25 protein-coding genes are annotated in these 24848 nt (G+C 73.3%); 8 read left to right on the forward strand and 17 right to left on the reverse strand.

The window, feature by feature from the left end:
• Positions 1-4 precede the first annotated feature (4 nt).
• Complete coding sequence (locus IE248_RS11620) at positions 5-481, reverse strand: MarR family winged helix-turn-helix transcriptional regulator (RefSeq protein ID WP_100580884.1); 477 nt, start codon at positions 479-481, stop codon at positions 5-7.
• Positions 482-605: 124 nt separating this feature from the next.
• On the opposite strand from IE248_RS11620, the gene IE248_RS11625 reads away from it, so the two are divergent.
• Positions 606-1016 (forward strand): organic hydroperoxide resistance protein, encoded by a 411-nt coding sequence (locus IE248_RS11625; protein ID WP_073779955.1) that lies wholly within the window; start codon positions 606-608, stop codon positions 1014-1016.
• Between the two features lie 110 nt (positions 1017-1126).
• Here IE248_RS11625 and IE248_RS11630 read toward each other — a convergent pair whose 3' ends face one another.
• On the reverse strand, positions 1127-2185 hold the full coding sequence (locus IE248_RS11630) for a LacI family DNA-binding transcriptional regulator (protein WP_190030660.1): 1059 nt from the start codon (positions 2183-2185) through the stop codon (positions 1127-1129).
• 339 nt (positions 2186-2524) lie between these two features.
• Here IE248_RS11630 and IE248_RS11635 point away from each other — a divergent pair, with 339 nt between their 5' ends.
• Positions 2525-3136 carry a HutD/Ves family protein gene (locus IE248_RS11635; protein ID WP_190030661.1) on the forward strand — a complete coding sequence of 204 codons (612 nt, stop codon included), beginning with the start codon at positions 2525-2527 and terminating at the stop codon, positions 3134-3136.
• Positions 3137-3164: 28 nt separating this feature from the next.
• Here the strand turns inward: IE248_RS11635 and IE248_RS11640 are convergent, their stop codons facing one another.
• On the reverse strand, positions 3165-3608 hold the full coding sequence (locus IE248_RS11640; protein WP_190030662.1) for a hypothetical protein: 444 nt from the start codon (positions 3606-3608) through the stop codon (positions 3165-3167).
• A 177-nt stretch (positions 3609-3785) separates the two neighbouring features.
• Between IE248_RS11640 and IE248_RS11645 the strand changes: the two genes are divergently transcribed.
• From IE248_RS11645 to IE248_RS11655, 3 genes are read left to right on the forward strand one after another with little or no spacing between them, the layout of a single operon-like run.
• Positions 3786-5027, forward strand: a complete 1242-nt coding sequence (locus tag IE248_RS11645; RefSeq protein WP_190030663.1) for a sensor histidine kinase — start codon at positions 3786-3788, stop codon at positions 5025-5027.
• The gene (locus IE248_RS11650; protein ID WP_073798635.1) at positions 5015-5671 is read left to right on the forward strand and encodes a response regulator transcription factor; all 657 of its coding nucleotides are present in this window, start codon (positions 5015-5017) and stop codon (positions 5669-5671) included. The genes IE248_RS11645 and IE248_RS11650 overlap by 13 nt, the downstream gene beginning before the upstream one ends.
• Complete coding sequence (locus IE248_RS11655; protein WP_190030664.1) at positions 5668-6507, forward strand: DUF4097 family beta strand repeat-containing protein; 840 nt, start codon at positions 5668-5670, stop codon at positions 6505-6507. The genes IE248_RS11650 and IE248_RS11655 overlap by 4 nt, the downstream gene beginning before the upstream one ends.
• Positions 6508-6526: 19 nt before the next feature.
• On the opposite strand, the gene IE248_RS11660 is transcribed toward IE248_RS11655, so the two are convergent.
• The 9 genes from IE248_RS11660 to IE248_RS11700 all read right to left on the reverse strand — a co-directional run bounded on the left by IE248_RS11660 (position 6527) and on the right by IE248_RS11700 (position 15155).
• Entirely contained in the window at positions 6527-7198 is a 672-nt protein-coding gene (locus IE248_RS11660; RefSeq protein WP_190030665.1) for a hypothetical protein, read from the reverse strand.
• 120 nt (positions 7199-7318) lie between these two features.
• On the reverse strand, positions 7319-9406 hold the full coding sequence (locus IE248_RS11665) for an RICIN domain-containing protein (RefSeq protein WP_229895261.1): 2088 nt from the start codon (positions 9404-9406) through the stop codon (positions 7319-7321).
• Between the two features lie 383 nt (positions 9407-9789).
• Complete coding sequence (locus tag IE248_RS11670; protein ID WP_008742300.1) at positions 9790-10122, reverse strand: TcmI family type II polyketide cyclase; 333 nt, start codon at positions 10120-10122, stop codon at positions 9790-9792.
• A 61-nt stretch (positions 10123-10183) separates the two neighbouring features.
• Positions 10184-10666, reverse strand: a complete 483-nt coding sequence (locus IE248_RS11675; RefSeq protein WP_073798638.1) for an SRPBCC family protein — start codon at positions 10664-10666, stop codon at positions 10184-10186.
• Position 10667: 1 nt separating this feature from the next.
• Positions 10668-10922 (reverse strand): acyl carrier protein, encoded by a 255-nt coding sequence (locus IE248_RS11680; RefSeq protein WP_008742302.1) that lies wholly within the window; start codon positions 10920-10922, stop codon positions 10668-10670.
• Positions 10923-11004: 82 nt separating this feature from the next.
• The gene (locus tag IE248_RS11685; protein ID WP_190030823.1) at positions 11005-12216 is read right to left on the reverse strand and encodes a ketosynthase chain-length factor; all 1212 of its coding nucleotides are present in this window, start codon (positions 12214-12216) and stop codon (positions 11005-11007) included.
• Positions 12217-12275: 59 nt separating this feature from the next.
• The gene (locus tag IE248_RS11690) at positions 12276-13547 is read right to left on the reverse strand and encodes a beta-ketoacyl-[acyl-carrier-protein] synthase family protein (protein WP_008742304.1); all 1272 of its coding nucleotides are present in this window, start codon (positions 13545-13547) and stop codon (positions 12276-12278) included.
• Positions 13544-13987: a cupin domain-containing protein gene (locus tag IE248_RS11695; RefSeq protein WP_073798639.1), complete on the reverse strand. Its 444-nt coding sequence runs from the start codon at positions 13985-13987 to the stop codon at positions 13544-13546. Before IE248_RS11695 ends, IE248_RS11690 begins: the two co-directional genes overlap by 4 nt.
• Before the next feature lie 70 nt (positions 13988-14057).
• Positions 14058-15155, reverse strand: a complete 1098-nt coding sequence (locus IE248_RS11700; protein ID WP_073798640.1) for a SchA/CurD-like domain-containing protein — start codon at positions 15153-15155, stop codon at positions 14058-14060.
• A 276-nt stretch (positions 15156-15431) separates the two neighbouring features.
• Here IE248_RS11700 and IE248_RS11705 point away from each other — a divergent pair, with 276 nt between their 5' ends.
• Entirely contained in the window at positions 15432-17063 is a 1632-nt protein-coding gene (locus IE248_RS11705; RefSeq protein WP_037798864.1) for an FAD-dependent oxidoreductase, read from the forward strand.
• A gap of 26 nt (positions 17064-17089) precedes the next feature.
• Here IE248_RS11705 and IE248_RS11710 read toward each other — a convergent pair whose 3' ends face one another.
• On the reverse strand, positions 17090-17308 hold the full coding sequence (locus IE248_RS11710; RefSeq protein WP_037798867.1) for an acyl-CoA carboxylase epsilon subunit: 219 nt from the start codon (positions 17306-17308) through the stop codon (positions 17090-17092).
• 139 nt (positions 17309-17447) lie between these two features.
• On the reverse strand, positions 17448-19370 hold the full coding sequence (locus IE248_RS11715; protein WP_190030666.1) for a galactose oxidase early set domain-containing protein: 1923 nt from the start codon (positions 19368-19370) through the stop codon (positions 17448-17450).
• Between the two features lie 220 nt (positions 19371-19590).
• Between IE248_RS11715 and IE248_RS11720 the strand changes: the two genes are divergently transcribed.
• Positions 19591-20247 carry a DUF4360 domain-containing protein gene (locus IE248_RS11720; protein WP_190030824.1) on the forward strand — a complete coding sequence of 219 codons (657 nt, stop codon included), beginning with the start codon at positions 19591-19593 and terminating at the stop codon, positions 20245-20247.
• 27 nt (positions 20248-20274) lie between these two features.
• Here IE248_RS11720 and IE248_RS11725 read toward each other — a convergent pair whose 3' ends face one another.
• Entirely contained in the window at positions 20275-21228 is a 954-nt protein-coding gene (locus IE248_RS11725; protein ID WP_190030667.1) for an AraC family transcriptional regulator, read from the reverse strand.
• A gap of 99 nt (positions 21229-21327) precedes the next feature.
• Between IE248_RS11725 and IE248_RS11730 the strand changes: the two genes are divergently transcribed.
• Positions 21328-22242: an MBL fold metallo-hydrolase gene (locus IE248_RS11730; protein WP_190030668.1), complete on the forward strand. Its 915-nt coding sequence runs from the start codon at positions 21328-21330 to the stop codon at positions 22240-22242.
• A gap of 106 nt (positions 22243-22348) precedes the next feature.
• Here the strand turns inward: IE248_RS11730 and IE248_RS11735 are convergent, their stop codons facing one another.
• On the reverse strand, positions 22349-22996 hold the full coding sequence (locus tag IE248_RS11735; RefSeq protein ID WP_073798644.1) for an RDD family protein: 648 nt from the start codon (positions 22994-22996) through the stop codon (positions 22349-22351).
• Between the two features lie 168 nt (positions 22997-23164).
• Positions 23165-24832, reverse strand: a complete 1668-nt coding sequence (locus tag IE248_RS11740) for an FAD-dependent monooxygenase (protein WP_190030825.1) — start codon at positions 24830-24832, stop codon at positions 23165-23167.
• Between the last annotated feature and the right edge of the window lie 16 nt (positions 24833-24848).

Consider the following 24848-nt stretch of genomic DNA (forward strand, 5'->3'; position numbering starts at 1 on the left):
TCGGTCAGACTTCCGGCGCGGCCGCGTCGAGCGCGGCCGTGAGCTTGTTCAGCCGCGTCTGCAGGTCGCGGATCTCGGTCAGCTCGAACCCGGTGGCCGCGGCGATGCGCCGGGGCACCTCCACCGCGCGGGTGCGCAGTGCGACCCCCTCGTCGGTGAGGCTGACGTGGACGGACCGCTCGTCCTCGGCGCTGCGCTCGCGGCGGATCAGCCCGGTCGCCTCCAGCCGCTTGAGCAGCGGGGACAGCGTGCCCGAGTCCAGGCGCAGGTGGTGGCCGAGCTCCTTGACGGGCAGCTCGCCGTGCTCCCAGAGCACCAGCATCACCAGGTACTGCGGGTAGGTCAGGCCGAGGTCCTTGAGGACGACGCGGTAGAGGCCCCCGAAGGCGCGGCTCGCGGCGTTCAGCGCGAAGCAGATCTGGCCGTCCAGGCGGAGGAAGTCCTGCTCGCGGGGGGCGTCGGCGGTCGGCTGCTCGGTCATGATGGCCAGTGTACCCGGGCCCTCTTGCGGGCCATTGAGTTGTGCACAACTTAATCGTGTGCAATATTTATGTCAGCGGCCGGCACCGGCCGCGACGGTTCACCCCCTGTGAGAGGACCCTCCGATGGACGCGCTGTACACCGCTGTCGCCACCGCCAACGGCCGCGAAGGCCGTGCCGTCAGCTCCGACGGCCAGATCGACCTCGCGCTGGCCATGCCGCCGGCGCTCGGCGGCAACGGCCAGGGCACCAACCCCGAGCAGCTCTTCGCCGCCGGGTACGCGGCCTGCTTCGCCAGCGCCCTCGGCCTCGTCGGCCGTCAGGCCAAGGTCGACACCGGTGACATCTCCGTCACCGCAGAGGCCTCCATCGGCAAGGACGGCAACGGCTTCGGCCTGGCCGTCACCCTGCGCGTCGAGCTCCCCGAGTCCCTCGCCGGCGAGACGGGCACCCTGCTGGTCAAGCAGGCCCACGAGGTCTGCCCCTACTCCAAGGCCACCCGCGGCAACATCCCCGTCGAGCTCGTCATCGAGTAATCACGGCCGGGTCGCCGACCGTGCCACGCCCGCCGCGGCGCCGCTCCCCGAGCGGCGCCGCGGCGGGCGTTCGCCGTCGCGCGGGTCTCGCCCTCGCGCCGGGGCCGTGCTCAGGACGAGGCGCGGCGCACCAGCGTCGTCGGGGTGATCACCGATTCCGGCGGGGCGCCGCCGGCGGTGGCGGTCCGGCCCCGGGCGAGGGTGCGCAGCAGCAGCCCGGCCATCAGCCGGCCCATCCCCTCGATGTCCTGGCGCACCGTCGTCAGCGGCGGATCCGCGGCCTCCGCCACCTGCTCGGTGTCGTCGAAGCCGACCAGCGAGACGTCCGCGGGGACGCCGAGACCGCGTTCGCGCAGCACCCGCAGCGCGCCCGTCGCCATCAGGTCGTTCGCCGCGAACACCGCGTCGAGCCCGGGGGCGCGCTCCAGCAGCTCCGCCATCGCGCGGGCTCCGCCCGCCGAGGTGAAGTCCCCCTCGGCGATCAGCGCGGGGTCGCTCTCGCGCAGCACGTCCCGGTACCCGTCCAGCCGGTCCGTCGCCGAGGTCTGGTCGAGCGGGCCGGCGATGTGCGCGATCCGCCGGCGACCCCGCTCCAGCAGGTGCCGTACGGCCTCCCGCGCGCCGCCGCGGTTGTCGGCGTCGACGTACGACACCCCGCCCGGCTCCCCGGGGCCGCCGGTCCAGCCGGGACGGCCGCCGTAGACCGTCGGCATCCCGATGCGCCGGGTGATCGCGGGCAGCGGGTCGTCGGTGTGCAGGGAGAACGCGAGCGCGCCGTCCACGTGGCCGCCCGCCAGATAGCGCTCGATGCGGTCGTAGTCCCCGCGGTCCTCCACGAGCAGCAGCACGAGCTGGGTGTCGTGCGCCGTCAGCTCCTTGCTGATGCCGCGCACCTGCCGGGAGAAGAACGGGTCGGAGAAGATCCGTACCTCCGGCTCCGCGATGATGACCGCGACGGCGCCGGTGCGCCGGGTCACGAGGGTCCGGGCCGCCTGGTTGGGTACGTAGCCGAGTTCCCGGATGGCCACCCGTACCTTGTCCACCACGTGCGCGCGCACGCCCTCGCCGCCGTTGACGACGCGGGAGGCGGTGGCCCGCGAGACCCCGGCGCGCGCCGCCACGGCCTCCAGGGTCGGACGGCTGCCGGGCGCGGACGGCTGTGCGGGCACGGGCGGCTCCTCATGCTCCTGATGCGCGGCCGGAGGCGGTGCGCGCCCCGGCGGGCAGCAGGGTAACCCGAACGGCCGGGAGCGTGAGAGCGCTCCCGGTGGTTTTGGCCATTACCCGCCGCTGCCGGGGGTCCGTGCGGTAGGCGGGTCGGGGCGACGCCCCGGCCGCTGGTGAAGGTCGGGTACACGTCGTGAACCCGCCGCCCATGGCGACGAACCGGCACGTCCCGTCGCGCGCAGGTGAGTTCGAGTTCCGGAGGAACGGGGCGGCGAACACCCGCGATCATGGGGGGAGGGAAGCCCCATCGGGTTCGCCGGGCCGACGGAAGGAACAGCGCGATGACCAGTGGCAACGAGGTAAGGGTCCTGCGGGCGGCGGAGCGGGCGGCCGCCGTCTGGAAGAACGGCGGGGGAGTCACCCGGGAGATCGCGGCCTGGCCGGAGTCCGCCGGGACGGGCGCTTTCGAGTGGCGGGTGAGCCTCGCCGACGTGGCCGCCGACGGCCCCTTCTCAGGCTTCCCCGGCATCGACCGTACGCTCACCCTCGCCGAGGGCGCCGGCATGGACCTCACGGTCGCGGGCGCGCACCGGCTGGTCGACGAACGCTACGCGCCCCGCCACTTCGCCGGGGACGCACCGACCGACTGCCGGCTCCTGGACGGTCCCGTCGTGAACTTCAACGTGATGTACCGCAGGGAGACGACGCGGGCCGAGACCGCCGTCGTCCGGGGCGACCTGGCGCTCGCGGCGGCGGAGCCCGGCGAGACGCTGCTGGTGGTCGCGCTGGACGGCCCGGCGGTCCTCGAAGGCGCCGGAGCCGGCCCGGGGAAGACCGTCGAACTCGCCCGGTACGACGCGGCCTTGGCGCCGGCCGGGCTCGCCTGCCGGGTACGGACCGAGGGCCGCGCGGCCGTCGTGCGCTTCCGGCCGCGCGGCGGCGGCCGGGTCTGAGCCCGCGCGGCTGCCCGGCTCCGCTCCGTCAGCCGGTGCGGCGCGCCGCAACCGCCGCGCAGAGCGCGGCCAGCGGCAGTTCGGCGCCGGCCGCGAGCAGCAGCGCCAGGCCCTGGCCGCCGGTGCCGGCCGAGGTCGTGACGTCGAACCAGGCGTCCACCAGGAGCAGCGCGGCCGTCGCCGCCGCCACCGGGACCACCCGCGGGTCGCACCTGCGCAGCAGCACCCCGGTGCCGGTCAGCCCGGCGGCCAGCATCGCGTCCAGGCCGATCCACGCGGTGGACCAGTGGGAGACCTCCGCCGCCTGCGGCAGCGTCTTCGCCAGCACCACCATCCACGGCAGCAGCGCCAGCCCGGCCCCGGTGAGCACCGTCGCCGGCCGCGGCAGCGCCGCGCGCCGGGCCGCACGACCCGGCCGGGCGCCGTCGAGGGGGCTGCGGCGCGCCTGGAACTGAGGGGTCATCAGGGCCATGTCGGTGGGTCTCCTCCCGGCCCGGCGGGTCCGTCCTGCGGGCACCCCTCCACACTCGTCGCCGCGGCCGCCCGAATCAGTAGCCCCACGATCCGAACCGGGGGTGGTGCTGGGTACACCCCCGGGCGGGTACCAGCAGGGTGGCATGCCCCTGACCAGTGCGATTACCGTACGGGCATGGCAACTCGCGGCGCTCTGAGGCGTACGTACACCTGGATCGCCGCGCACGGCCCCTGGTCGGCCTGGGCCTGGCGCAACACGGCCTTCGCCGTCGCGGCGATACCGGCCGCGCTGCCCGCCGGGCTCGGCCTGCTGTCCGTCCCGCTCTGGCTGGTCCTCGTACTCGCCCTCGGGCCCCTGCTCGGCCGGCTCCAGCGCAGCCGCTTCTGGTCGCTGCTGGGACTCGAAGTTCCCGAAGTGGTCCGCGCGCACCCCTGGTCGACGCCGAAGGGGGTCGCCGAGCGGCTGCGCTCCGACGCGACCTGGCGGCAGTACGCGTACCACCTCCTCGTCAGCCCGCTCATGGGCCTCGGGGGTGCGCTGCAGGTGCTCGTCTGGGCCGGCGGCTTCGCCGGCGCGAGCGTCTACGGGTGGGCCTGGGCGCTGCCTCCCGACCGTTCGGGCCCCGGCCTGGCGGGCGCCTACGACCTCGTCACCGTGGCCGGGGCCCTGCTGCTGCTCGCCGCCCCCTGGCCGGCCGCCCTCCTCACCCGGCTCGACTCCGCCGCGGCCGCCACCCTCCTCGGACCCAACCGGGCCCGGGAGCTGGAGCGCCGCGTCGAAGACCTCGCCGAGAGCCGGGCCGGGGTCCTCGACGCCGCCGACCTCGAACGCCGGCGGATCGAGCGGGACTTGCACGACGGGGCCCAGCAGCGCCTGGTCTCCCTCGCCATGAACCTCGGCATCGCCCGCGCCACCCTGCCCGATCTGCCGCCCGAGGCCAAGGCCGTCATCGACGAGGCCCACCGGGAGGCGAAGGAGGCCATCGAGGAACTCAACAGCCTGGTACGGGGCCTGCATCCGGCCGTCCTGGAGGACCGCGGGCTCGACGCCGCGCTCTCCGGGCTCGCGGCGCGCGCTCCGCTGCCGGTGGAACTGACCGTGGACATGGGCACCCGGCCGGGGCCCACCGTCGAGGCCGTCGCCTATTTCGTGGTCTCCGAGGCCCTCGCCAACGTCGCCAAACACGCCCGCGCGAAGGCCTGTTCCGTACGCGTGGACCGGATGCCGGACCGGCGGCGCGGGGACCTGCTGCGCCTGGTCGTCACCGACGACGGGGTGGGCGGCGCGGACCCGGCCGGCGGGACCGGACTGGTCGGCCTGCGCAAACGCGTAGGGTCGGTCGATGGAACCATCATGATCAACAGCCCCCTCGGGGGCCCGACCGTCGTCACCGTGGAGCTGCCGTGCGGGCTGTGATCGCCGAGGACTCCGTCCTGCTGCGCATCGGACTCGTCAGAGTCCTCGAAATGGCCGGGTTCGAGGTGGCCGCCGAGACCGGCGACGCCGAGAGCCTGCTGGCCGCCGTCGAGACGCACCGGCCCGAACTGGCCCTCGTGGACGTCCGGATGCCGCCGGGGTTCACCGACGAGGGCGTCCGGGCGGCGCTGAGGATACGCGAGGCGAGCCCCGCCACGGCCGTGCTGCTGCTCTCGCAGTACGTCGAGGAGCGCTACGCCGCCGACCTGCTGGCCACCCAGAGCCCGGCCGGGATCGGCTACCTGCTCAAACAACGGGTCGCCGACGTCGAGGAGTTCATCGACGCCCTGCGGCGGGTGGCGGGCGGCGGCACCGCCCTCGACCCCCAGGTCGTCGCGCAGCTGCTGCTGCGCCGGGGCGGCGGACCGGACCCGCTCTCGCGGCTCACCCCGCGCGAACGCGAGGTACTGGCACTGATGGCGGAAGGGCGCTCCAACGGCGGCATCGCCGCCGCGCTCGTGGTGAGCGAGAGCGCGGTGGCCAAGCACATCAACAGCATCTTCGCGAAGCTCGACCTGTCGGCGGCCGACGGGGACCACCGCCGGGTGCTCGCCGTCCTGCGCTTCCTGGACGGCACACCGTGAGGCCGGCCGAAGCGGCCCGGCCCGCACCGCCCGCCCCGCCCCGCCCGGTGCACCGGCGCGCCTGGATCACCGCCGCGCTGCTCAGCGCGGTCCTCGTCCTGGCGCCCCTCGCCTGGCAGGTGTTCGCCCACGGGGTCACCCAGAGCCGCGTCCTGTACGGCGGCAGCGGTGGGCGGCCCGTGACGGCGGTGGAGATCGTCGGGGGCGATGCGAACGTGAGCGTCACGCCCCGCTCCGACCGGGAGGTCGGCTACCGGGCGGAGGTCCGCTGGTCCCTCGGGGCGCCCGTCATCGAGGAGAGCTGGCTCGGGGGCTCCCTGCGGCTGACCCCGCGCTGCTCCGGCGAGGGGAGCCTGCTGGGCGCCGGCGGCGGCTGCTCGGTCAGCCTGGGAGTGACCGTGCCCGACGGGATCCCCGTCAAGGTCACGGCCGGTTCGGGCCGGGTCGCCGTCAAGGGCCTGAGCGGCAACGTGGACGCGAGCGTGGGCTCCGGCGCGCTCACGCTGACCGGGCTGCGCGGGGAGCTGCGCGCGGAGGTCGGATCCGGAAGCCTCGTGGCCGGCGACCTGACCTCCGCCCGCGCCGACGTCCGGGTGGGCTCGGGCCGGGGCGAGGCCGCCTTCCTCACCCCGCCGGAGCGGGTGACGGCGCGGGTCGCCTCGGGCCGGGTACGCCTGACCGTGCCCGCGGCCGGCCGCTTCCGGGTCGGCTGCGAGGTGGGGCCGGGCCGCTGCGAGGTGCCCGAGGCCCTGAGCGACCCGGCCTCCGGCCGGGTCCTCGACATCGCCGTGGACTCGGGCCGGGCCCAGGTGGGTTATCCGGACCCGATGTCCTAGCGACGGGGACGCGGGCCGCTCAGGAACGCAGTCTGCGGGCGCGGGCGCGGCGCAGGAGGATGCCGGCGGCGGCGCCGGCCAGGGCGGTCGCGGCCACTCCGGCCGTGGTCCACCACAGGGTGCCGTCCCCGCCGTCGTCGTCGCCCGCGGCTTGCGGGGCGGCGCTGGACGCGGAGGAGGGCGACGGGTCCGCCGACGCGCCGGGAGCCGCCGCCGACGGCGTCGCGGAGGCGTCGGGGGTGCCGGAGGCGGCGGGCTGCGGGGCGGTGGGGCTCGTGGCCGGAGCCGGGTCCACCACCGGTACGGCGACCTCCTTGTCCCCGTGACCGAGCGCGGGGAACCCCACGTCGACGCTGACCTTCCAGGAGCCGGGCGGCAGCGCCTCGGCGGTGGTCCAGCCCGCGGGCTTGCCGGTGTCGCGGACCAGCTTCCAGGGGCCCTCCGAGCGGGCGCCGTCGGGACTGACGGCGTTCACGGTGGCCGCGACCGTCTCGTCGATGGCGTCCCCGTCGTTCTCCCAGGTGATGTCGGCGGTGACGTGGCCCTCCCGCTGCCCGGTGACCACGACCTTCACGGTGTCGCCGTGGGCCTGGGCGGGGGTGGAGACGGCGAGCGCCATGGCCTGGCACAGGAGCAGCAGGAACCACAGGCCGATGGATCTGAAGGTCGGGAAAGCGTGTCGTGTGCGCATCGTCGCGTTCCTTGGGACGAGTTGAGATGAGAGGGGCCGGCGGGCGGTCGCAGGGGAGGGGCGACCGCCCGCCGGGGAAAGCGGAGCCGGACCGGGCTCGCGGCCCGCGGCTCGGGCCGGTCAGCCGGCCTTCTGGACCGTCCAGACCTGGGCCGGGCGGCCGTCCGCCTTCTGGAGGTCGAGCAGCCAGTACCCGTAGTAGGGGCGGTTGCTCACGGTCAGGGCGAAGCCGCCGCTGGAGTCCGCGAGCGTCATGCCGCCACCGCTGGCCGACATCTTCCACTTCTGCGCGGCGCCGCTCCCACAGGGCTGCTGCGCGATCCACATGCCCGCGGCCGGGGCGCCGCCCATCTGGAGGCACTTGCCGGAGACGGCGGACCGGACGCGGACGAGTCCGCTGCCCGCGTCGTCGAAGTACCACTGCTGCTGGGCGTAGCCGTTGGCGCGTCCGCCGACGAGGACGGTGTTGTCCGCGGTGCGGCCGCCCCACAGCTCGGCGTTCATGCCGGTGCTGCCGTTGCCGAGCAGGTAGCGGGTGTTCGGGGTGGTGGTCCCGCCGCCCTTGCTCGTCGTACGGAAGGAGGTGGTCTTGCCGGGGCCGGTGTCACGGCCGGAGCCGTCCCGGACCGACACGGCGACCTTGTACTCGGTGCCGGGCTGGAGGTTGTAGATCCGCAGCGCGGTCGACTGGACCCACGTCAGGTGCTTGCCGCCCAGCAGGACCTGGTACCAGGCCGCGCCGTCCACCTTGGGCCAGCTCACCACGACGGAGTCCGCCTGGATCTGGCCGGCGGTCACCGTCGGCCCGCCGGTGGGCTGCTTGGTGGGCGTCGGGGTGGGCGTCGGCTTGGAGGTCGGGCTCGCCGTCGGCTTGGGCGACGGATCGGGGTTGGTGGTGCCGCCCCCGCCGTTGCCCTTCATCAGGAACTGGTTGTCCGCGATGTTCCAGTGCGTGGCCAGGTAGCTGCCCGGCTTGGGGTTGGTGTGGAAGTAGTCGTCGTGGTTGCAGTCCAGGATGTTCTCGGACGCCTGGTTGGTGCAGACGTTGCGCATCTGCGGGTAGTACGGCGTGTCCGAGTAGCACATGACGTCCCACTCGTCCGTGCAGTGCGCGCCCCGGCTGGTGTTGGGCGCGCTGTTGTTGACCGCGCCCAGGTTGTGGCCGAGTTCGTGCGCGGCGGTGTGGCCGCCCCAGCAGCCGGAGTCGGTACGGCCGTAGGAGGGGCCGAAGTTGCTCTGGTTGGTCTGGCCGGGACGCTCGTCGCCGTTGAAGGTGCCGATGCCGCAGTAGACCTGGGTGTCCGCGAAGATCATGTACTTGCGGTCACGGCGGTCGAGGCCCTTGCCGGCGAGCGCGTTGTTCGTCGCGCTGAACTCGGAGAGCGCGGAGGCCGGGAGCTCGATGTTGAGAACCGTCGGGGTGCAGTCGGCGGCCGTGACGTAGCGGATGTGGCGGACGCCGCCCGTCTCCTTGGCGCTCGCCGAGTAGATGAGGTCGGCGTCGGCCGCCCACTTGCGGAACGAGGCCACGTACTCGGCGTACCGGTCGCGGTCGGAGCCGTGCACGTACACGACCTGGACGCGGTTGCCGGTGCTGCCGTCGCCGTCGCACTGGACGGTCTGGCCCGCGGGCCCGGCGGCGACGCCCTGGCTGCCGGAGGCCGCGGCGGGCGCCGGAGCTGCGGCGGGAGCCGCCTTGGCGGACGAGGCGTCCGCGGCGGGCGCGTCCTGAGGACGCCCGCCGCCTTCGGTGCTGGCCGGGTCGCCCGCCTGGGGCTTGGCCGGGTCGGCCGCCGGAGCCTTGCTCTTGACGGCGGGCTCGATGTCCTTCTTGATGTCGACGCCCTTGGGCGGGGCATCGGGGCCGTGCGTACAGAGACCGCCTTCGGTGCGGTAGACGCCGACGCAGCGGTCGCCCTTCGGGGCGGCCTTGAGGCCGTCGAAGACCATGCCGCGCTTGGCGTCCGCTTCGGCGGGCTCGCCGACGATGGGCGCCGGCTCCTCGTCGCGTGCCGGTGCGGCCGCCGGTACGACGGTGTCGGCCAGCGCACCGCCGGCCTCCGCCGGTCCTGCCTGGGCGTCGTCACCGAGTCCGGAGTAGGCGATGCCCCCCGCGAGCACCGCCGCCGAGGCCAGGGCGGCGGTGACGAGTATGAACCGCCGGGGTCTGCGCCGGTGTTCGCGCTGCTTCCTTCTGTTTCCAGTCATGCGCACCTCAATTCCTGATCCAGGGGAGTGGGTGCGCGGAAGCCTGCCAGACGGGCGCGGTGGAGAATTCGGACAAACTGGAGCGCCGTCCGAGATACCTGTCTGTTACCTTGTTCTCTTTTCTGATGATCCGTCAATTCACATAAAAAATAAGTGAGTTACGCGCATCATGGAGTAATGGTCCAGGCCTTTTTGGGGGATGTCGTTATCAAATCGAGATAAGGCTTGAGGCTTATTGACGGCGATTCAGTCAGGGATTCACCCAATTACTACCTGCCGAATTGCCTCGGTCACAAGCGGTGAGGAATCCGCCCCTCCGCCTGACATGCCCGCGGCCGGCATCCCGGAAATCCGGGATGCCGGCCGCGTTCGCCGCCGTGGGACTACCTGCGGGCGTCACGCTCCCAGGTGTAGAACCGGTGCGCCATCGCGTCCTTCGGGCTGCGCCAGGTCTCCGGGTCGTGCGGGCTGATGTACGCCGACAGCCGGTCGCTGAGACCCGTGAACTCCGGGTGCGACGTCGCCCGGGCGATCGCCGGGCCGGGGTCCTTGTCGGACTCGATCAGGTGGAGGTACACCTCGCCGAACTGGAAGAGGCTGCGGCGGCGCACCCCGATCAGGCCGGGCAGTTCGCCGGCGTCCGAGTCGGCGAACAGGCCCGCGATGTCCGGCGCCGAGCCGGGCGCCATTCGGGCCACGATGAGAGCTTGGTGCATCGGGAGGATTCCCCTTTCTTCGTCGTCGTTCTCGTCTGCTGCTCGTGGCTCGTGGCGCGCCTCAGACGCGGTCGGCCACGGGCGTACGGCCCTCCCGCTCGCGCTGCTCGATCTTGTCCCGGATGAGGGCCATCTGGATCCGGGAGTTGCGGTTGATGTTGTCGGTCATCCACGCGTCGTCCACCGGGGCCTCCGGCTTCATCGCGAAGTCCTGCACCCACCGCATCCGGGTGCCGCCGCCGGGGGCCGGCGCGTACTCCCAGTGGATGTTCATGTGGGCGAACGGGCCGGTCTCGACCCGGCGCGCCTTCACGGTGAGCGCGTCCCGGTCCAGGGTGCGCTCCGAGACCCAGCTCCACACCACGCCGTTCTCGTCCGGGTGCATGGCGAGGCGGAACTTGGTGGTGTCCCCGACCTTGTCGAGGATCTCGATCGAGGCGTACTCGCTGAAGAGCTGCGGCCAGTTGGGGAGGTCGTTGGTGACGTCCCACACGACGTCGACGGGCGCGTTGACGGTGATCTCGTTGTCGGTGTGTCCAGGCATGTCAGGCTCCGGTCATGAGGCTGCTGTTGACGAGGTCGAGGAACTCGCCGGGGCTCTTGCAGCGGTCCGCGTTCGAGGGGAGTGCCCGGCCGCGCCGGTTCTCCAGCTCCCCGACGATTCCGAGCAGGCCCAGGGAGTCGAGGCCGTAGTCGTCGAACTGGGAGTCCGGACGGCTCGCCAGCTCCGTCGGATCGACGGTGATGCCGGCGGTCTTCATCAGGGCCGCGAGTTCTTCCATGGTCAGTCGTTCGGACATGGGTGCCTTCTCTCTTGCCGCGAGTCCTACGAGTCCTGCTTCCTGCGTGGTGCGGTGGTGCTTCCTTCGGGCGGGCCCGCCCCTACGCGGGGGAATCGGACCCCTTGCGGATCACGAGCGCCGAGTTCGAGCCCATCTGGCCCCGGCTCAGCACCAGCGCCGTCCGGGGCCCGCAGGCCCGGGCGTCACCCGTGACCACATCCAGGTCGTGGCACACCTCGAACACGTTCGGGGTCGGAGGCACGACCCCGTGCTCCAGTGCCAGGACCGCGGCGGCGACATCGAGCGTCGCCGCCGCGCAGTACGCCCGCCCCGTACCGGTCTTGGGCGCCGTCACCGGCACCTTCGACCCGTGGGAGCCGAGCGCCTCGGAGATCGCCCGGGCCTCGGCCGCGTCGGCCTCCGGCGACCCGAAGGCGTCGGCGAACACGACGTCGATCTCCTCGGGAGCGCAATCGGCCTCCCGCAGCGCGCCCCGGATCGCGTGGGCCAGGCCCTCGGCCGACTCCTCCCAGCGCCCCGGTCCGGTGAAGGTCGCGGCGTGGCCGGCCAGTACGGCCCGCACCGTCGCGCCCCGCCGCCCGGCCGCGGCCTCGTCCTCGACGACGAACATCGCGCCGCCCTCCGCCGGGACGAAACCGCACGCCTTGTCGGTGAACGGCCGGTACGCCCGCTCCGGGTCCTCGGCGGTGCTCAGCCCCTCGTAACCGAGCTGGCACACCACCGAGTAGGGCGCGAGCGGGGCCTCCGTCGCCCCGGCGAGCATCGCCCGGCTGCCCTGGCGGATCGCCCGGGCCGCGTGCGCGAAGGCGTCCAGACCGCCGGCCTCGTCTCCGCACACCACTCCGCACGGGCCCTTGAACCCGCGCCGGATGGAGACCTGGCCGGTGCTGGCCGCGTAGAACCAGGCGATCGACTGGTACGGGCCGACGTAGCGGGGGCCCTGCCCCCACAGCCGCTGGAGCTCGCGCTGCCCGAACTCGCCGCCGCCGGAACCGGCCGCCGTGACGACGCCCACGGAGTAGGGGTCGTCCTCGTAGTCGGCCCGTCCGAGCCGGGCGTCCTCCAGCGCCATGTCGGCCGCCGCGAGCGCGTAGTGGCTGAACCGGTCGGTCTGTACGAGGAAGCGCTCCTCGACGAGCGTGCCGGGGTCGAAGTCCCGCACCTCGCCCGCGACCCGCAGCGGGAGGTGCTCGCACCCCTGCCGGGTGACGCGGGCCAGGACGCTGTCGCCGGACTCGGTCGCCTTCCAGAAGGCCTCGGCGCCGATCCCGTTGGGAGCGACGATGCCCATCCCGGTGACGACGGTCCTGCCCGGGGTGCCGGCACCCCGGGTACGGCCGCTGCGGCTGTTCACGCGCGTACCTCCTTCGGCCGGGTCATGACGACCGCGGACTGGAACCCGCCGAACCCGCTGCCGACGGAGAGCACGCTGCGCAGCGTGTGCTCGCGGGCCGTGCGCGGGACGTAGTCCAGATCGCACTCGGGGTCGGGCGTCTCGTAGTTCGCGGTCGGCGGCACCACGTGATGAGTCATCGCCAGCACGCAGGCCGCGAGTTCTATCGCCCCGATGGCGCCGAGCGAGTGCCCCACCATGGATTTGATGGAGGTCATCGGCGTCTTGTAGGCGTGGTCGCGCAGGACCCGCTTGACCGCCGCCGTCTCGTGGCGGTCGTTCTGCTTGGTGCCGGAGCCGTGCGCGTTGACGTAGTCGATGTCCCCGGCGTTGACCTGGGCCTGGCCGAGGGCGGTTTCGATGGCGCGGGCCATCTCCAGTCCCTCGGCGGTCAGCCCGGTCATGTGATGGGCGTTGCCGAACGTCGCGTACCCGCCGATCTCGCAGTAGACCGTCGCGCCGCGCGCCCGGGCGTGCTCCAGCTCCTCCAGGACGAGGACCGCCCCGCCCTCGCCGAGGACGAAGCCGTCCCGGTTGGCGTCGAAGGGCCGCGAGGCGTGCGCCGGGTCGTCGTTGTTCGCCGAGGTCGCCTTGATCGCGTCGAAACAGGCCACCGTGATGGGGGACACGGGGGAGTCCGACGCGCCGGCTATGCACACGTCCATCCGGCCCTCCTGGATGGAGTGCACCGCGTAGCCGATGGCGTCGAGCCCGGAGGTGCAGCCCGTGGAGACGGTCTGTACCGGGCCCCGCGCGCCGGTCTGCTCCGCCACCGCCGAGGCGAGGGTGGCGGGAGTGAACGCGCGGTGCAGGTAGGGCGACGCGAGCCGGTGGTCGACGTCCCACCACGAGCCTTCCTGGCTCACGGCGGTGTAGTCGTGCTCCAGCCGGGTGGTGCCGCCGACGGCGGTGCCGAGGGAGACCCCGGTCCGCCAGGCGTCGTCGCCGCCGAGTTCGAGGCCGGCGTCGGCGACGGCCTCCCGCGCGGCGACCAGGGCGAACTGGATGTACCGGTCCGCCCGGGCCGCGCCGTCCTCGTCGAATCCGTGCGCCGCGGGGTCGAAATCGACCTCGGCGGCTATCCGGGAGCGGAACCCGGCCGGATCGAAGAGGGTGATGCCCCGTGTCGCCGTACGCCCGTTGGAGAGCAGGTCCCAGAACGCCCGGGCCCCGATGCCGCCGGGCGCGACGACGCCGACTCCGGTGACGGCCACCCGCCGCCGGGTCACGACACCACTCCCGAGCGCTCCGGCGGCCGGTCACCGTGGGCGCCCTGCGCGTGCGCGGCCTCCTCGGTGTCGACGTGGCCCAGCTCCGGCCGCGGCGCCAGCGGACCGAGGTGGAAGACCATCCGGGCCTCGACGTCCCCGACGTTGCGGAACCGGTGGCGCACGTTGATCGGCACCAGCAGCCCCTGGTCGGTGCGCAGCGGGTGGGTGTCGCCGTCGAGGTCGACCTCCAGCACGCCGCTGACCACGTACACGAACTCCTCGGAGTACGGGTGGTAGTGCTCGGCGATCGACTCCCCGGGACCCATGATGGCCAGCCCCATGAAGCCGCTGGTCGAGCCCGCCAGCGTCGGGGTGAGGACGGCCCGCACGTCGCCGCCGCGCCGGCGGTTGGGCTGTGTCTCGCTGAGGTCGACGATGCGTGGGCGGTGTTTCGTCATGGCTGACTTCCTCCTGGCAGGTGAGGGGCTGGTGCGGGCCGGACGCGGGTGCTCCGCGGACCCGTCCGGATCACGGCCGGGCCGCGGCCCGGCGGTCGGTGATCAGGTTCATGGGGTGGGGTGCGGCCGGGCCGGCACCGGCCGGGGCGGCCAGCAGCCGCTCCAGCACCGCCGCCTGGTGCGGCGATTCGATGCCGAAGTCCTTCGCGGGGCGCTCGCCCGGCGCCCCGGCCACGTCGAAGAGCCGGACGACGATGTCGTCGCGCTGGAAGATGCTGCTGCTCCGTACGGGGCTCTTCGTGTGCCGCGCCGCGGCCTCGTCCTGCCGCGACAGGAACTTCGCGAGCGCCGGACCGCAGCCCGGCTTGGCCGGGTAGAACAGCGCGTGCCGGGTCACCTCCGCCGGTTCCCGCCCGGTCGCGGAGATGTGGTGCACCGCCGGGACCGCCGCGCGCATGAAGAACATCCGCGCGGACTCGTGGTCGGACAGGTCGCGCGCCTGCTCCAGGTAGGGGTTGATGGCCTCCTCGACGGCGCGCACCTCGGGCTGCTGCGACACGTGCCGCAGCGCCGCCACCAGGTCGCCCTGGACCTCCACCGTACGTACGACCCGGTTGCCGTGCATGAAGAGCGACGTCCGGCACAGCCGGGTGTGCTCGTCGACCTGGGCCGCCGGGGAGGCGTACGAGGACAGCAGGTCCGCGACCTGCTTCTCGCTGCCCGGCTTGACCGTGAAGGTCAGCGCGTGCCGGACGATCCCCGCACCGAGCCGGGGAGCGGGCTGGAGCCGGCCCCGGGGCGGCAGCGCGGCCTCCTCGTAGCGCTTGCCGGTCTCCCGCAGCACCGTGAACTGCAGCGGGCGCATGGTGCGGGCGCAGGCGCCCAGCGGACGCACCTGCTCGACGTGCCGTTCGCTGTTGACCCACGCCAGGTACTGCGGCGCGCTCTCCCACTCACTGGTGATGAGCCACTGCGAGGGGTTCTCGAAGGACTGGCAGAGCTGGTCCCCGAGGTGGCCCGGCACGGCGGCGATGTCGTGGCGGAGCTGTTCGTACGCCTCGAAGAACTGCTGCTGGGCCCCCTCGTGCAGGTCCATCAGCAGTACGACCCGGAGCATGGAGCCGTCGAAGGCGGACTGTGACACCCGTTCGGACAGGGTGGTTGTCATCTACTCACTCCTTCGTGAGGGCTTGGAAACCCATCGCGTACGGACTCCTCGTCCGTCATCGGCGGAATCCGCCCGGAGCCCGGCGCCGACGCCGGCCGGGAACGGCAGGCCGGCGCACCAGAGGGGAGCCGCTGTCGCTCATCGTCATCCGGCCGGGGACAGAACGCTAGATCTCAGGATCAAGCGGGTGACAAGAGGCGAATCGCCTGGGCTCGATCTCTCATCGGGGGCATAAGGAATCCATTGCCCCGCAGAGAACACAGGAGCCCGCAGCTGATGGAAGAGAATGCCGATGTCCGCGTACCGGTCCTCGTCGTGGGCGGCTCCCTCGTGGGGCTGTCCACCTCGCTGTTCCTGAGCCGTCACGGCATCAGGCATCTGCTGGTCGAGAAGCACGCCGGTACCTCCGCCCACCCCCGCGGACGCGGAATCAACGCCCGGACGATGGAGCTGTTCCGTACGGCCGGAGCGGAACCGGCGATCCGCCGGGCCGCCTCCGTGCTGGAGGGGAACCAGGGCATCCTCCAGGCCCAGTCGCTGACCGACGGAGAGCACACCTGGCTCATCAAGTCGATTGACCCATCCGGGGCGATCGCCCGGTTCAGCCCCACCGGCTGGTGCCTGTGCAGCCAGAACAACATCGAGCCGGAACTGGCCACCCAGAGCCGCGCGCAGGGCGCCGACGTGCGCTTCTCCACCGAACTGATGAGTTTCGACCAGGACGCGACCGGAGTGACCGCCCTGGTCAAGAACCGGGAGACCGGCGAGCACCTCACCGTCCGGGCGGACTACGTCATCGCGGCGGACGGCCCGCGCAGCCCCGTACGCGAAGCCCTGGGGATCCCCCAGACGGGCAACGGCGAGCTGTTCCACAACGTGAGCGTCACCTTCCGCTCCGAACGGCTCGTCAAAGAGCTCGGCGACCTCCGCTTCATCGTCTGCTACCTGATGCGCCCGGGTGCGGACGGGGCGCTGCTGCCCGTGGACAACACCAGCCAGTGGGTCTTCCACGCCCCCTGGCACCCCGACCGGGGCGAGACGCTGGAGGACTTCACCGACGAGCGCTGCGTGGACCAGATCCGCGAGGCGATCGGCGTCCCCGACCTGGACGTCGAGATCGGCGGCAAGGCGCCCTGGCACGCGGCCGAACGGGTGGCGGTGAGCTATTCGTCCGGACGGGTGTTCCTCGTCGGCGACGCCGCGCACGAGATGTCCCCCACCGGCGCCTTCGGATCCAACACCGGCATCCAGGACGCCCACAACCTCGCCTGGAAGATGGCGGCGGTGCTCGACGGTTCCGCCGGACGGGAACTCCTCGACACCTACGAGGCCGAACGGCTGCCCGTGGCCCAGGCCACGAGCGAGCGCGCCTCCGCCCGCTCGGCCGAGCACAGCCACCCGGGATACGCCCCGCCCCCCACCATGGGCGGCGGTCCGGGCAGCGGGGTGCTCACCACCGCGATGGGGTACTGCTACCCGCGCGGGGCGGTCGTCGGCGGCGACGCGCACCGGCCCGTCATCCCGGAGAAGCTCCGGCTGAGCGGCGACGTCGGCACCCGGGCGCCGCACATGTGGCTGACCCGGGCCGGCGCGAAGATCTCCACGCTGGACCTCTACGAGCGCTCCTTCGTGCTGATCAGCGGTGTCGGCACCCCGTGGCGGGAGGCGGCCGAGAAGGTGGCCTCGAAGCTGGACGTCCGGCTGGAGGCCCACACCATCGGCTCCGCGCCGGGCGCCGACCTGATCCAGCCCAGCGGCACCGACTGGGCCGAGGTCCACGAGATGAGCCCCGAAGGAGCCGTCCTCGTACGCCCGGACGGGTTCGTCGCCTGGCGGTCCGAGGGCCCCGTGGCCGACCCGACGGCCGCGCTGGGCGGCGTCATGTCGCAGCTGCTCCGCCGCGCCTGAGCACCGTGTGAAGGGGCCTGCCGGGGTCACCGGCAGGCCCAGCACCCCGCCCAGCACCCGTGGCCGCCGCGCCCCGGGCGCGGGCGGCGCCGGTGCGCGCCGGCGGAGGGCCCGCGTGCGGCGTGGGCGGACCGGCCGGAGAGGCAGGCGACGACCACCGCGATCGCGGCGAGCTCCTCCGGGGCGGCGGAGCCGCGGTGGATCCGCAGAAGGCTGGATATCGGGACGTCATTGAGCATCGACATGGCCTCTCGTCAGGAGAGTTCACCTTGTCGGGCCACCAGGACCCCTGACGCTGACGACGCTACGAGCCCGCCGTCCGGCTGTCGTGCCGGGGGGCTCCGTCCACACCCGTTCGGGCGACGCGCCCCTCCCGTGACCAGGTCAGCGGTGACCGAGCTTCACCCATTTCGCCGTACTGGGGACGCCCTTCGCGTCGAGCAGGAACAGCATGTAGTAACCGGGGGGCGCGTCGGCCGCGCCGGGCGGCGTCCGCAGCCCGATCGAGCCGCCGCCGCTGCCGGGCGTCCCGGTGAAGCGGAGGTCCAGATGCCGCTGGCTGGTGTTCACCGCGTGGGTGACCGTCGTCGGCGCGAGGAGCACGGCCCGCTTCACCCGCGAGGCGGTGGAGCTGTCCACCCGGAACTCCTCGTCGTAGGCCAGCTCGCCGCCCGGGACCCGGTCCAGGGCCGGGCGGGAACCTCCCTGGTGGAGGTACGGGGGCTCGTAGAGCTCGATGCTGCCGTCCATCCCGTCCCGGATGTCGGGATCGTTGGCGATCTGCTGGAGTTCGTCGCCGGTGACCATCACCCGGCCGTCCGGCATCACCAGGGCGTTGGAGTGGTAGCCGCGCGGCAGGCGCTGCGCCGGCCCGAGCCGCCAGTGGCCGCGCGCGTCGCGCAGCTCGGTCCGCCGGTACTTGAGGTCCGCCTTCGGGTTGAACGGTCCGTACCCGTAGTCCCGGGTGGCGAGGGCGCCGTTGACCGTCAGCAGCGTGCCGTCCGGCAGGATCAGCGTGTCGTCCTGGGTCCGGCCGAACGCCCGCGGTTCCTCGGTGCTCCAGGCGCCGCCGGAGAGCCGGTACGTGTTCGGGTCGCGCGGGTCGCCGCCGAGGACCAGCACGGAATCCGGGCCGCGGAACCCGGCGGGGAGGGGCACCGCCGAGCCGTAGCCGCGGAAGTCGGCCGGCCGCCTGGGCAGGTCCGTACGGGTCTGCGTGGCCAGGTCGAAGAGCCACTGCTGGTCGGCGTCGCGGCCGAGGCCATAGATCTTGCCGTCCCGCAGCGAGAACAGGTGCGGGTAGTCGTTGCGGAACGGCGCGTCCGCGCGGAACCGCTCCGGGGCGAGGTCGAGCGGGATGTCGTACGGCCGCCAGGGCACGGGATGGCGCAGCGCCGGGAACCGCTCCACGACCGGGGTGGGGGTGCCCGTACCGCGCTCGGACTGGCCGGACATGATGATCTGGCGGCCGTCGGGCCCGGTGACGACCGAGGGGTACCAGCGGCCCACCGACATGTCGCGGTTGCGGTACCAGAGCTCGGTCCACGGGTCGAAGACGAAGGACAGCCTGGCGCCGCTGCCGCCCTTGCCGCCGACGTTGCCGCCGAACACCCCGACCATTCCGTTGGGCAGGAAGGCGTGCCCGGCGCAGAAGAACGGCGCGGGGCGGGGCACGTGAAGGCCGTCGGGCATCAGCACCGTCGGGGGCTCCACCTTCTTGAAGGCCCCCGCCCCCGTACCGCGGGCGGGATCCCACAGGTAGGCGCGGCCCGCGTTGGTGCGGCCGATCCGGTCCGTGGGGCCGGTCTCCTTCCTGGGGTCGACCTCCACGCGTTCGAAGGAGAACAGCAGCACCTTGCCGGTGGGCAGCTGGGCGACGTGGACGCCGAAGTCGGGGGAGGGGAAGAACGCCGTGAACCGGCCGGAACGGGACGCCTCCAGGCGGGCGTTGGCCTGCTGCTGGGAGGTGCGCAGGGCCTCCAGACCGGAGGTGCGGGCGGCCTGCGGATAGACCGTGGATTCCCGGGCGGCCAGCCGTCGCTCGGCGTGCTCCCTGGCGTGTTCCGCACCGAGCGAGGCCACCTCGTCGGGCCGGGTCTCGGCGGAGAGCCGGTCGTCGTCCGGGTGGTGGCGCCCGGGGAGCGGGCCGAACGCGGAGGCGGCGAAGGCGGCGGGGACGGCTGAGACCGCCGAGACTGCCGAGGCCGGCGGGGCGGCCGGTGGTGCGAGGGAGCCCAGGGCGGCGAGACCCAGGCAAAGGGACACGGACAGCGCGACCGAGCGCCGCCCCCCGAACCGACCCGGCATGAGCTCTCCTCCGTCAACGGGACGCCCATACTAGGAGAAACCGCATCGAATTCCCGGGCACACGAGCCCCGTTCCGGCCCCGCTGCGCCGTTCGGCCGCCCCGACGACGCCGCATGATCGTTTCTGCGGTGAACGGGCCCGACCATCGGGGTGAGACGCCGTTGCCGCAGCCGGGCCGCGCCCGCCGGGGGCGGTTATCCATGGCCAGGTGATCAAGCCACTGCGCACCACCTTCGCCGCGGCCGCCGCATCGGCCGCCCTCCTCGCCCTCACCCCCTCGGCCGGAGCCACTGCCTCCGCCGGGGCCGCCCCCGCGGCGCCCACGGACCGGGTGACGGTCGACGTCGCCACCGTCAACGGCTCGGGCTGCAAGCCCGGCACCGCCGCGGTCGCCGTCGCCCCGGACAACTCGGCCTTCACCGTCACCTACAGCGAGTACATGGCCCAGGCCGGCGGCGGCGCCCCCGCGACCGAGGGCCGCAAGAACTGCCAGCTCTCGCTGGTCGTGCACGTTCCCCAGGGCTACACGTACGCCGTGGCCAAGGTCGACTACCGGGGCTTCGGCAACCTCCAGCCCGGCGCGGTCGGCACCCAGAAGGCCAGCTACTACTTCCAGGGCATGAGCCAGACCGCCCAGCGCACCCACCGGTTCGCCGGAGCCCTCGACGACAACTGGCAGGTCACCGACACCACAGGGGTCGAGGCCCTGGCCTTCGCGCCCTGCGGGGAACTGCGCAACTTCAACATCAACACCGAGCTGCGCGCCGAGATCGGCACCTCCGACCCGGCGCGGGCCAGCTACATGTCCGTCGACTCGACGGACGGCACCATCGGCACCATCTACCACTTCTCCTGGAAGCGGTGCCCCGGCCGCTGACCCCCGCCCGGGTGGCGCGGGCGCGCGTCAGAGGGTCCTGACCGCGCCCGCGCCCGCCGCGCGGTCGTCCCGGTAGCGCCCCGGCGTCGTCCCGAACTCCCGGTTGAACGCGTGGGAGAAGGCGTACGGGGTCGCGTACCCCACCCGGCGCGCGATGGCGGCCAGCGGGTCCGCGGTGTCGCGGAGCAGGGTGGCCGCGAACGTCAGGCGCCACCAAGTGAGGTACGCCATCGGCGGCCGGCCGACCAGGGCCGTGAACCGCCTGGCCAGGGTCGGCCGCGAGACCCCCGCCTCGGCGGCCAGCCGGTCGTTGGTCCACGCGGCGGCCGGATCCGCGTGCAGGGCGCGCAGCGCGGCGGCCGCCACCGGGTCGCCCAGGACGGCGGGCCAGACCCCGGTCGTCCCCTCGTCCAGGCAGGACCGGACCATGTAGACGAGCAGCAGGTCCAGCAGGTTCGGCACCGCGATCCAGGCGCCGGGCCGCTGCCCGCCCAGCTCCCGCCCCAGCAGGTCGATGGCCGAGCGGAGTTCGGGATGGGCGCCCACCCGGTTCGCCAGGTGGACGACCCGGGGCAGCTCCGCCATCAGCGGGTGCACCCGGCTGCGGTCGAGCCGGTACTTGCCGCACAGCATCTCCACCGCCGCGCCCGCGGCCGGGGGCTGCCGCGAGGTCCGCTCCGAGCGCTCCTCGGCGCGCCAGTCCTCGAAGCGCACCGCCCCTCGCACCGTCGCCTCGTCCACCGCGGAGTCGGCGATGACGTGCCCGGTCCCGTGCGGCAGCAGCACCGCGTCACCCGCGCCCAGCGCGACCGGTTCGCCGCCTCCGTCGGGGAGCAGCCAGCAGGTGCCCTCCAGGACGACGTGGAACCCGGCGCCGTCGTACGCGTCGAAGCGCGCGCACCAGCTCCCGCTCACCCGCATCCGGTCGGAGGAGGGCCGGCCGATGCGCACGGCCGCGATCGCGTCACTCACCACATCCATCGGATCAGCCTAGCGCCGGCCTCGGGAGTGAGAGCCTCGCGTATCCGGATGAGCCGGGCTGGCATTGAGGGGCTCAACTGGCCCGCATAGATTGGGGCCATGAAGAACGAGAACGAGCAGAGCATCGTCCTGGGAGACGTCGAGGTCCTGCGGGTCGTCGAGTGGCAGGGGCCGCTCGTGCCGGCGGCCGACTTCGTCCCGGAGGCCGGGGCCGAACTGTGGAAGGCCAACGAGGAGTGGCTGGCGCCCGACCACTGGGAGCCGGAGCGGGACCTGGCGGTGGTCGCGCTGCAGACCTGGGTGCTGCGCAGCGCCGGCCGCACCATCCTGGTGGACACCGGGGTGGGCAACGGACGCGAACGGCCCGGATCGCCCCGGTTCCACCACTGGCAGGCCGACTTCCTCGGCGAACTGGAGCGGGCCGGCGTGCGGCCCGAGGACGTCGACCTCGTGGTCAACACCCACGTCCACGCCGACCACGTCGGCGGCAACACCGTGGACGAGGCGGGGGAGTGGGTGCCGGCCTTCCCCAACGCCGAGTACCTCATACCGGCCGCCGACGACCACTGGTTCGGCCCCCGGGGCGGGTACGGGAAGGGCCTGCGGGAGGACGACCGGCTGCTCTACGAGGACAGCGTCGCTCCGATCCACCGGGCCGGGCAGGCCGTGCTCTGGGAGGGCGCCCACCGCATCGACGAGCACCTCACCCTGGAGTCCGCCCCCGGTCACACGCCCGGATCCGCCGTCCTCAGGCTCGACTCCGGCGGCGACCGCGCGGTGTTCGTCGGGGACCTGCTGCACAGCCCGGTCCAGATCCTGCGGCCGTCCTGCAACAGCTGCTTCTGCATGGACGAGGCGGAGGCCGCCGCCAGCCGGCTGCGGATCCTCGAACGGGCCGCGGACACCCGGGAACTGGTCGTCCCCGCCCACTTCGGCGGCGCCGGCGCCGTCGAGGTCCGGCGCGACGGTGCCGGGTTCGCCCTCGGTCCCTGGGGCGGCCACCGCCCCGTGTGAGACCCGGGCAAAGCGGCGGGGCCGGCCTTCGCGGTCCTCGCGGACGGAAGGCCGGCCCCGGTGGGCCGTACGCGGGCGAACGGCCCCGTGGCCGGTCAGCCCCGGATCACTTCACCTTGATGACGACGGTGTTGCACACCTTGTCGGCGAAGGTCTGCTTCTTCTGGTCCCACAGCGGCCACAGGAAGCCGAGGTAGCAGGCGATGCTGTCGAGGAAGTGGGCGAGCTTGCGCACGAAGGCGAAGCCGAAGCCCAGCGTGCGGCCGTCGGCCTCGCGCAGGACGCTGATGCCGAGCGCCTTCTTGCCGATCGTCTGACCGGTCGAACCTTCCTTGTACAGCTGGAAGAAGCCCATGCCTATCGCGTACAGGAGGGTGATGAGGCTGAGGATGGAGAGACCCGCCGAGGCGTCGCTGGAGCCGGAGCCGGAGCTGGAGGCGCCGGTGATGAACATGACCAGGTACATCGGGCCGACCATGATGAGGAGGTCGAGCAGGTACGCACCGACGCGCTGACCCCAGTGGGCGAGCGGCGGCAGACCCATCCCGGGCATCCCGGGCATGCCAGGCATGCCCGGCATCGGGGGCATCGGCTGCTGCGGGTAGCCGTAGGGCTGCTGCGGCGGCTGGGGCTGCTGCGGGTAGCCGTACTGCGGCTGCGGGGGAACGCCCTGGGGCGCCTGCTGCGGGTAGCCGCCGGGCTGGCCCTGCGGGGGCTGCTGGCCGTAGGGGTTGTTCGGGTCGCCGAAGCTCATGGCGAAGTCTCTCCAGGTCTGATGCGGGGACGAGGCGGTGAGCGTGGAGGACGTCACGATGTGAGCGGTATGCCCCCCGCACTGCCGCGATACTGCGGGGCTCATCGTGGTCGTAACATCGACTGCTTGTCCAATTGGATTGCCGGGGCGGGCAGGGTACCCCGGCGCTCAGACCTGGAAGACCAGCGCGAGGCGGGAGGCCAGCTCACCGGCGGTGGGCGGCTGGAGACGGGCGCTCAGATAACCGTCCGGGCGCACCAGGAAGGCCGTCCGGCCGCGCGCCGCGTACTGCCGCGCGAACTCGCCACGGCGGTCCCGGTAGACGGGCAGGGTCATCGTGTCGCCGGCGCCGGCCGGGGCGGCATCGGGCAGCACCACGCAGGTCGCGACGCGGCCCAGCGACACGTCCCGGGCGGTCGCGGCGAGTGCGGGGAAGCCGTCGGCGCCCGTCTCGCCCGGCTCCCCGTCGCCGCCCGCGTAGAGCAGCAGCACGTGCCCGCGGTCGCGCAACAGGTCGTACAGCCGCAGCGGGTGGGCGGTGATGTGCCCCGTCAGGCCCCCGCAGTCGGGGGCGCGGTCCCCGGCCCGCGGGCCGTCGCCGTCAGCGCCGCCGCCCTCCTCGGGCGGTCCGACCAGAGGGCTGCCCCGGTAGCCGATCAGCAGCTGTGCCTCGCGGAGCATGACGGTCCCGGGGTCGTCGGGGTCGGCCTGGACCCCCTCGGCGGCGTGCCGCACCGTCCGCCCCACGACCTCCACACCGACCGGACGGCGCTCGGTGTCGTAGCTCGCGAGGAGTTCGGGGCGCGCGCCGCCCTGGATCGCGAGCGCGAGCTTCCAGGCCAGGTTGTACGCGTCCTGAATGCCGGTGTTCATCCCCTGCGCGCCCGTCGGCGGATGGATGTGCGCGGCGTCGCCGGCGACGAAGACCCGGCCGTCGGCGTACCGGTCCACGATCCGGTGGCTGATGCGGAACACCGAGGACCAGCGCAGGGCACAGGCGGTCGCCGGCCGCGGCGCGAGCCGGTCCAGGACGTCCTGGAGGTGGGAGAGCGAGGGCCCCGCGCCGCCGTCGAGGCCGTGTGCCACGCCGTCACCGCTCTCCGCGCGGGCGGCGGTCCGCAGCTCCGGCGGCACCATGGAGGAGATCCGGTACCGGCCGCGCCCGGGCAGCGGAATGCACACCAGCACGTCGTCGACGGCGCCGTCGGCGCCGAGGTGCATGGCGCGGACTCCGTACCCGTGGGGCATGTCCCAGTCGAGCTCGACGTCCCCGAGCATGTACTCCTCGGGGAAGGCGCCCCCCTCGAAGCCGAGGCCCAGCCCCTTGCGGACGGCGCTGTGCGCCCCGTCGCAGCCGACCAGGTACCGCGAGCGGACCTCCTCCTGCGCCCCGGACGAGGTGACCAGGCGGCTCGTCACCCCGTCGGCGTCCTGCGCGAACCCCACCAGCTCGGTCCCGCGCTCGATCCGGGACCCGAAGCGGGCCAGGAACTCGTCGAGGATCCGCTCGGTCTCGTACTGCGGCAGCGCGGCGAACCCGTACGGCACCTCGGGCGGCAGGGCGAGTTCGACCCGGGGCCTTTCGGCGCCGTTGACGTACGTGAGCTGCCCGAGCATCGGGACGGCCGCTTCGAGGGCCGCCCGGACCAGGCCCATCCGGTCCCAGATCTCCAGCGTGCGGGGCTGGATGCCGACGGCCTTGGCGTACGGCAGCCGCTCCGGCAGCCGGTCCACGACACGGCAGCCGATCCCGCGCCGCCGCAGCTCTACGGCTGCGGTCAGTCCCACGGGACCGGCTCCGGCGATCAGTACGTCGACGGTGTCAGTGGACACGATGGGCACCTCCCGGGCG

The organism is Streptomyces goshikiensis (assembly GCF_014650555.1).
GTDB lineage: Bacteria > Actinomycetota > Actinomycetes > Streptomycetales > Streptomycetaceae > Streptomyces > Streptomyces goshikiensis.

What these genes read in the sequence shown, in the direction of transcription:
- IE248_RS11625 (WP_073779955.1), top strand. Translation starts at nt 606, where the DNA reads ATGGACGCGCTGTACACCGCTGTCGCCACCGCCAACGGCCGCGAAGGC.
- IE248_RS11735 (WP_073798644.1), bottom strand. Translation starts at nt 22,996, where the DNA reads ATGAGCTTCGGCGACCCGAACAACCCCTACGGCCAGCAGCCCCCGCAG.
- IE248_RS11670 (WP_008742300.1), bottom strand. Translation starts at nt 10,122, where the DNA reads ATGCACCAAGCTCTCATCGTGGCCCGAATGGCGCCCGGCTCGGCGCCG.
- IE248_RS11660 (WP_190030665.1), bottom strand. Translation starts at nt 7,198, where the DNA reads ATGCGCACACGACACGCTTTCCCGACCTTCAGATCCATCGGCCTGTGG.
- IE248_RS11725 (WP_190030667.1), bottom strand. Translation starts at nt 21,228, where the DNA reads ATGGATGTGGTGAGTGACGCGATCGCGGCCGTGCGCATCGGCCGGCCC.
- IE248_RS11705 (WP_037798864.1), top strand. Translation starts at nt 15,432, where the DNA reads ATGGAAGAGAATGCCGATGTCCGCGTACCGGTCCTCGTCGTGGGCGGC.
- IE248_RS11685 (WP_190030823.1), bottom strand. Translation starts at nt 12,216, where the DNA reads ATGGGCATCGTCGCTCCCAACGGGATCGGCGCCGAGGCCTTCTGGAAG.
- IE248_RS11675 (WP_073798638.1), bottom strand. Translation starts at nt 10,666, where the DNA reads ATGCCTGGACACACCGACAACGAGATCACCGTCAACGCGCCCGTCGAC.
- IE248_RS11730 (WP_190030668.1), top strand. Translation starts at nt 21,328, where the DNA reads ATGAAGAACGAGAACGAGCAGAGCATCGTCCTGGGAGACGTCGAGGTC.
- IE248_RS11680 (WP_008742302.1), bottom strand. Translation starts at nt 10,922, where the DNA reads ATGTCCGAACGACTGACCATGGAAGAACTCGCGGCCCTGATGAAGACC.
- IE248_RS11715 (WP_190030666.1), bottom strand. Translation starts at nt 19,370, where the DNA reads ATGCCGGGTCGGTTCGGGGGGCGGCGCTCGGTCGCGCTGTCCGTGTCC.
- IE248_RS11695 (WP_073798639.1), bottom strand. Translation starts at nt 13,987, where the DNA reads ATGACGAAACACCGCCCACGCATCGTCGACCTCAGCGAGACACAGCCC.
- IE248_RS11640 (WP_190030662.1), bottom strand. Translation starts at nt 3,608, where the DNA reads ATGGCCCTGATGACCCCTCAGTTCCAGGCGCGCCGCAGCCCCCTCGAC.
- IE248_RS11710 (WP_037798867.1), bottom strand. Translation starts at nt 17,308, where the DNA reads ATGTCGATGCTCAATGACGTCCCGATATCCAGCCTTCTGCGGATCCAC.
- IE248_RS11635 (WP_190030661.1), top strand. Translation starts at nt 2,525, where the DNA reads ATGACCAGTGGCAACGAGGTAAGGGTCCTGCGGGCGGCGGAGCGGGCG.
- IE248_RS11665 (WP_229895261.1), bottom strand. Translation starts at nt 9,406, where the DNA reads ATGACTGGAAACAGAAGGAAGCAGCGCGAACACCGGCGCAGACCCCGG.
- IE248_RS11700 (WP_073798640.1), bottom strand. Translation starts at nt 15,155, where the DNA reads ATGACAACCACCCTGTCCGAACGGGTGTCACAGTCCGCCTTCGACGGC.
- IE248_RS11620 (WP_100580884.1), bottom strand. Translation starts at nt 481, where the DNA reads ATGACCGAGCAGCCGACCGCCGACGCCCCCCGCGAGCAGGACTTCCTC.
- IE248_RS11645 (WP_190030663.1), top strand. Translation starts at nt 3,786, where the DNA reads ATGGCAACTCGCGGCGCTCTGAGGCGTACGTACACCTGGATCGCCGCG.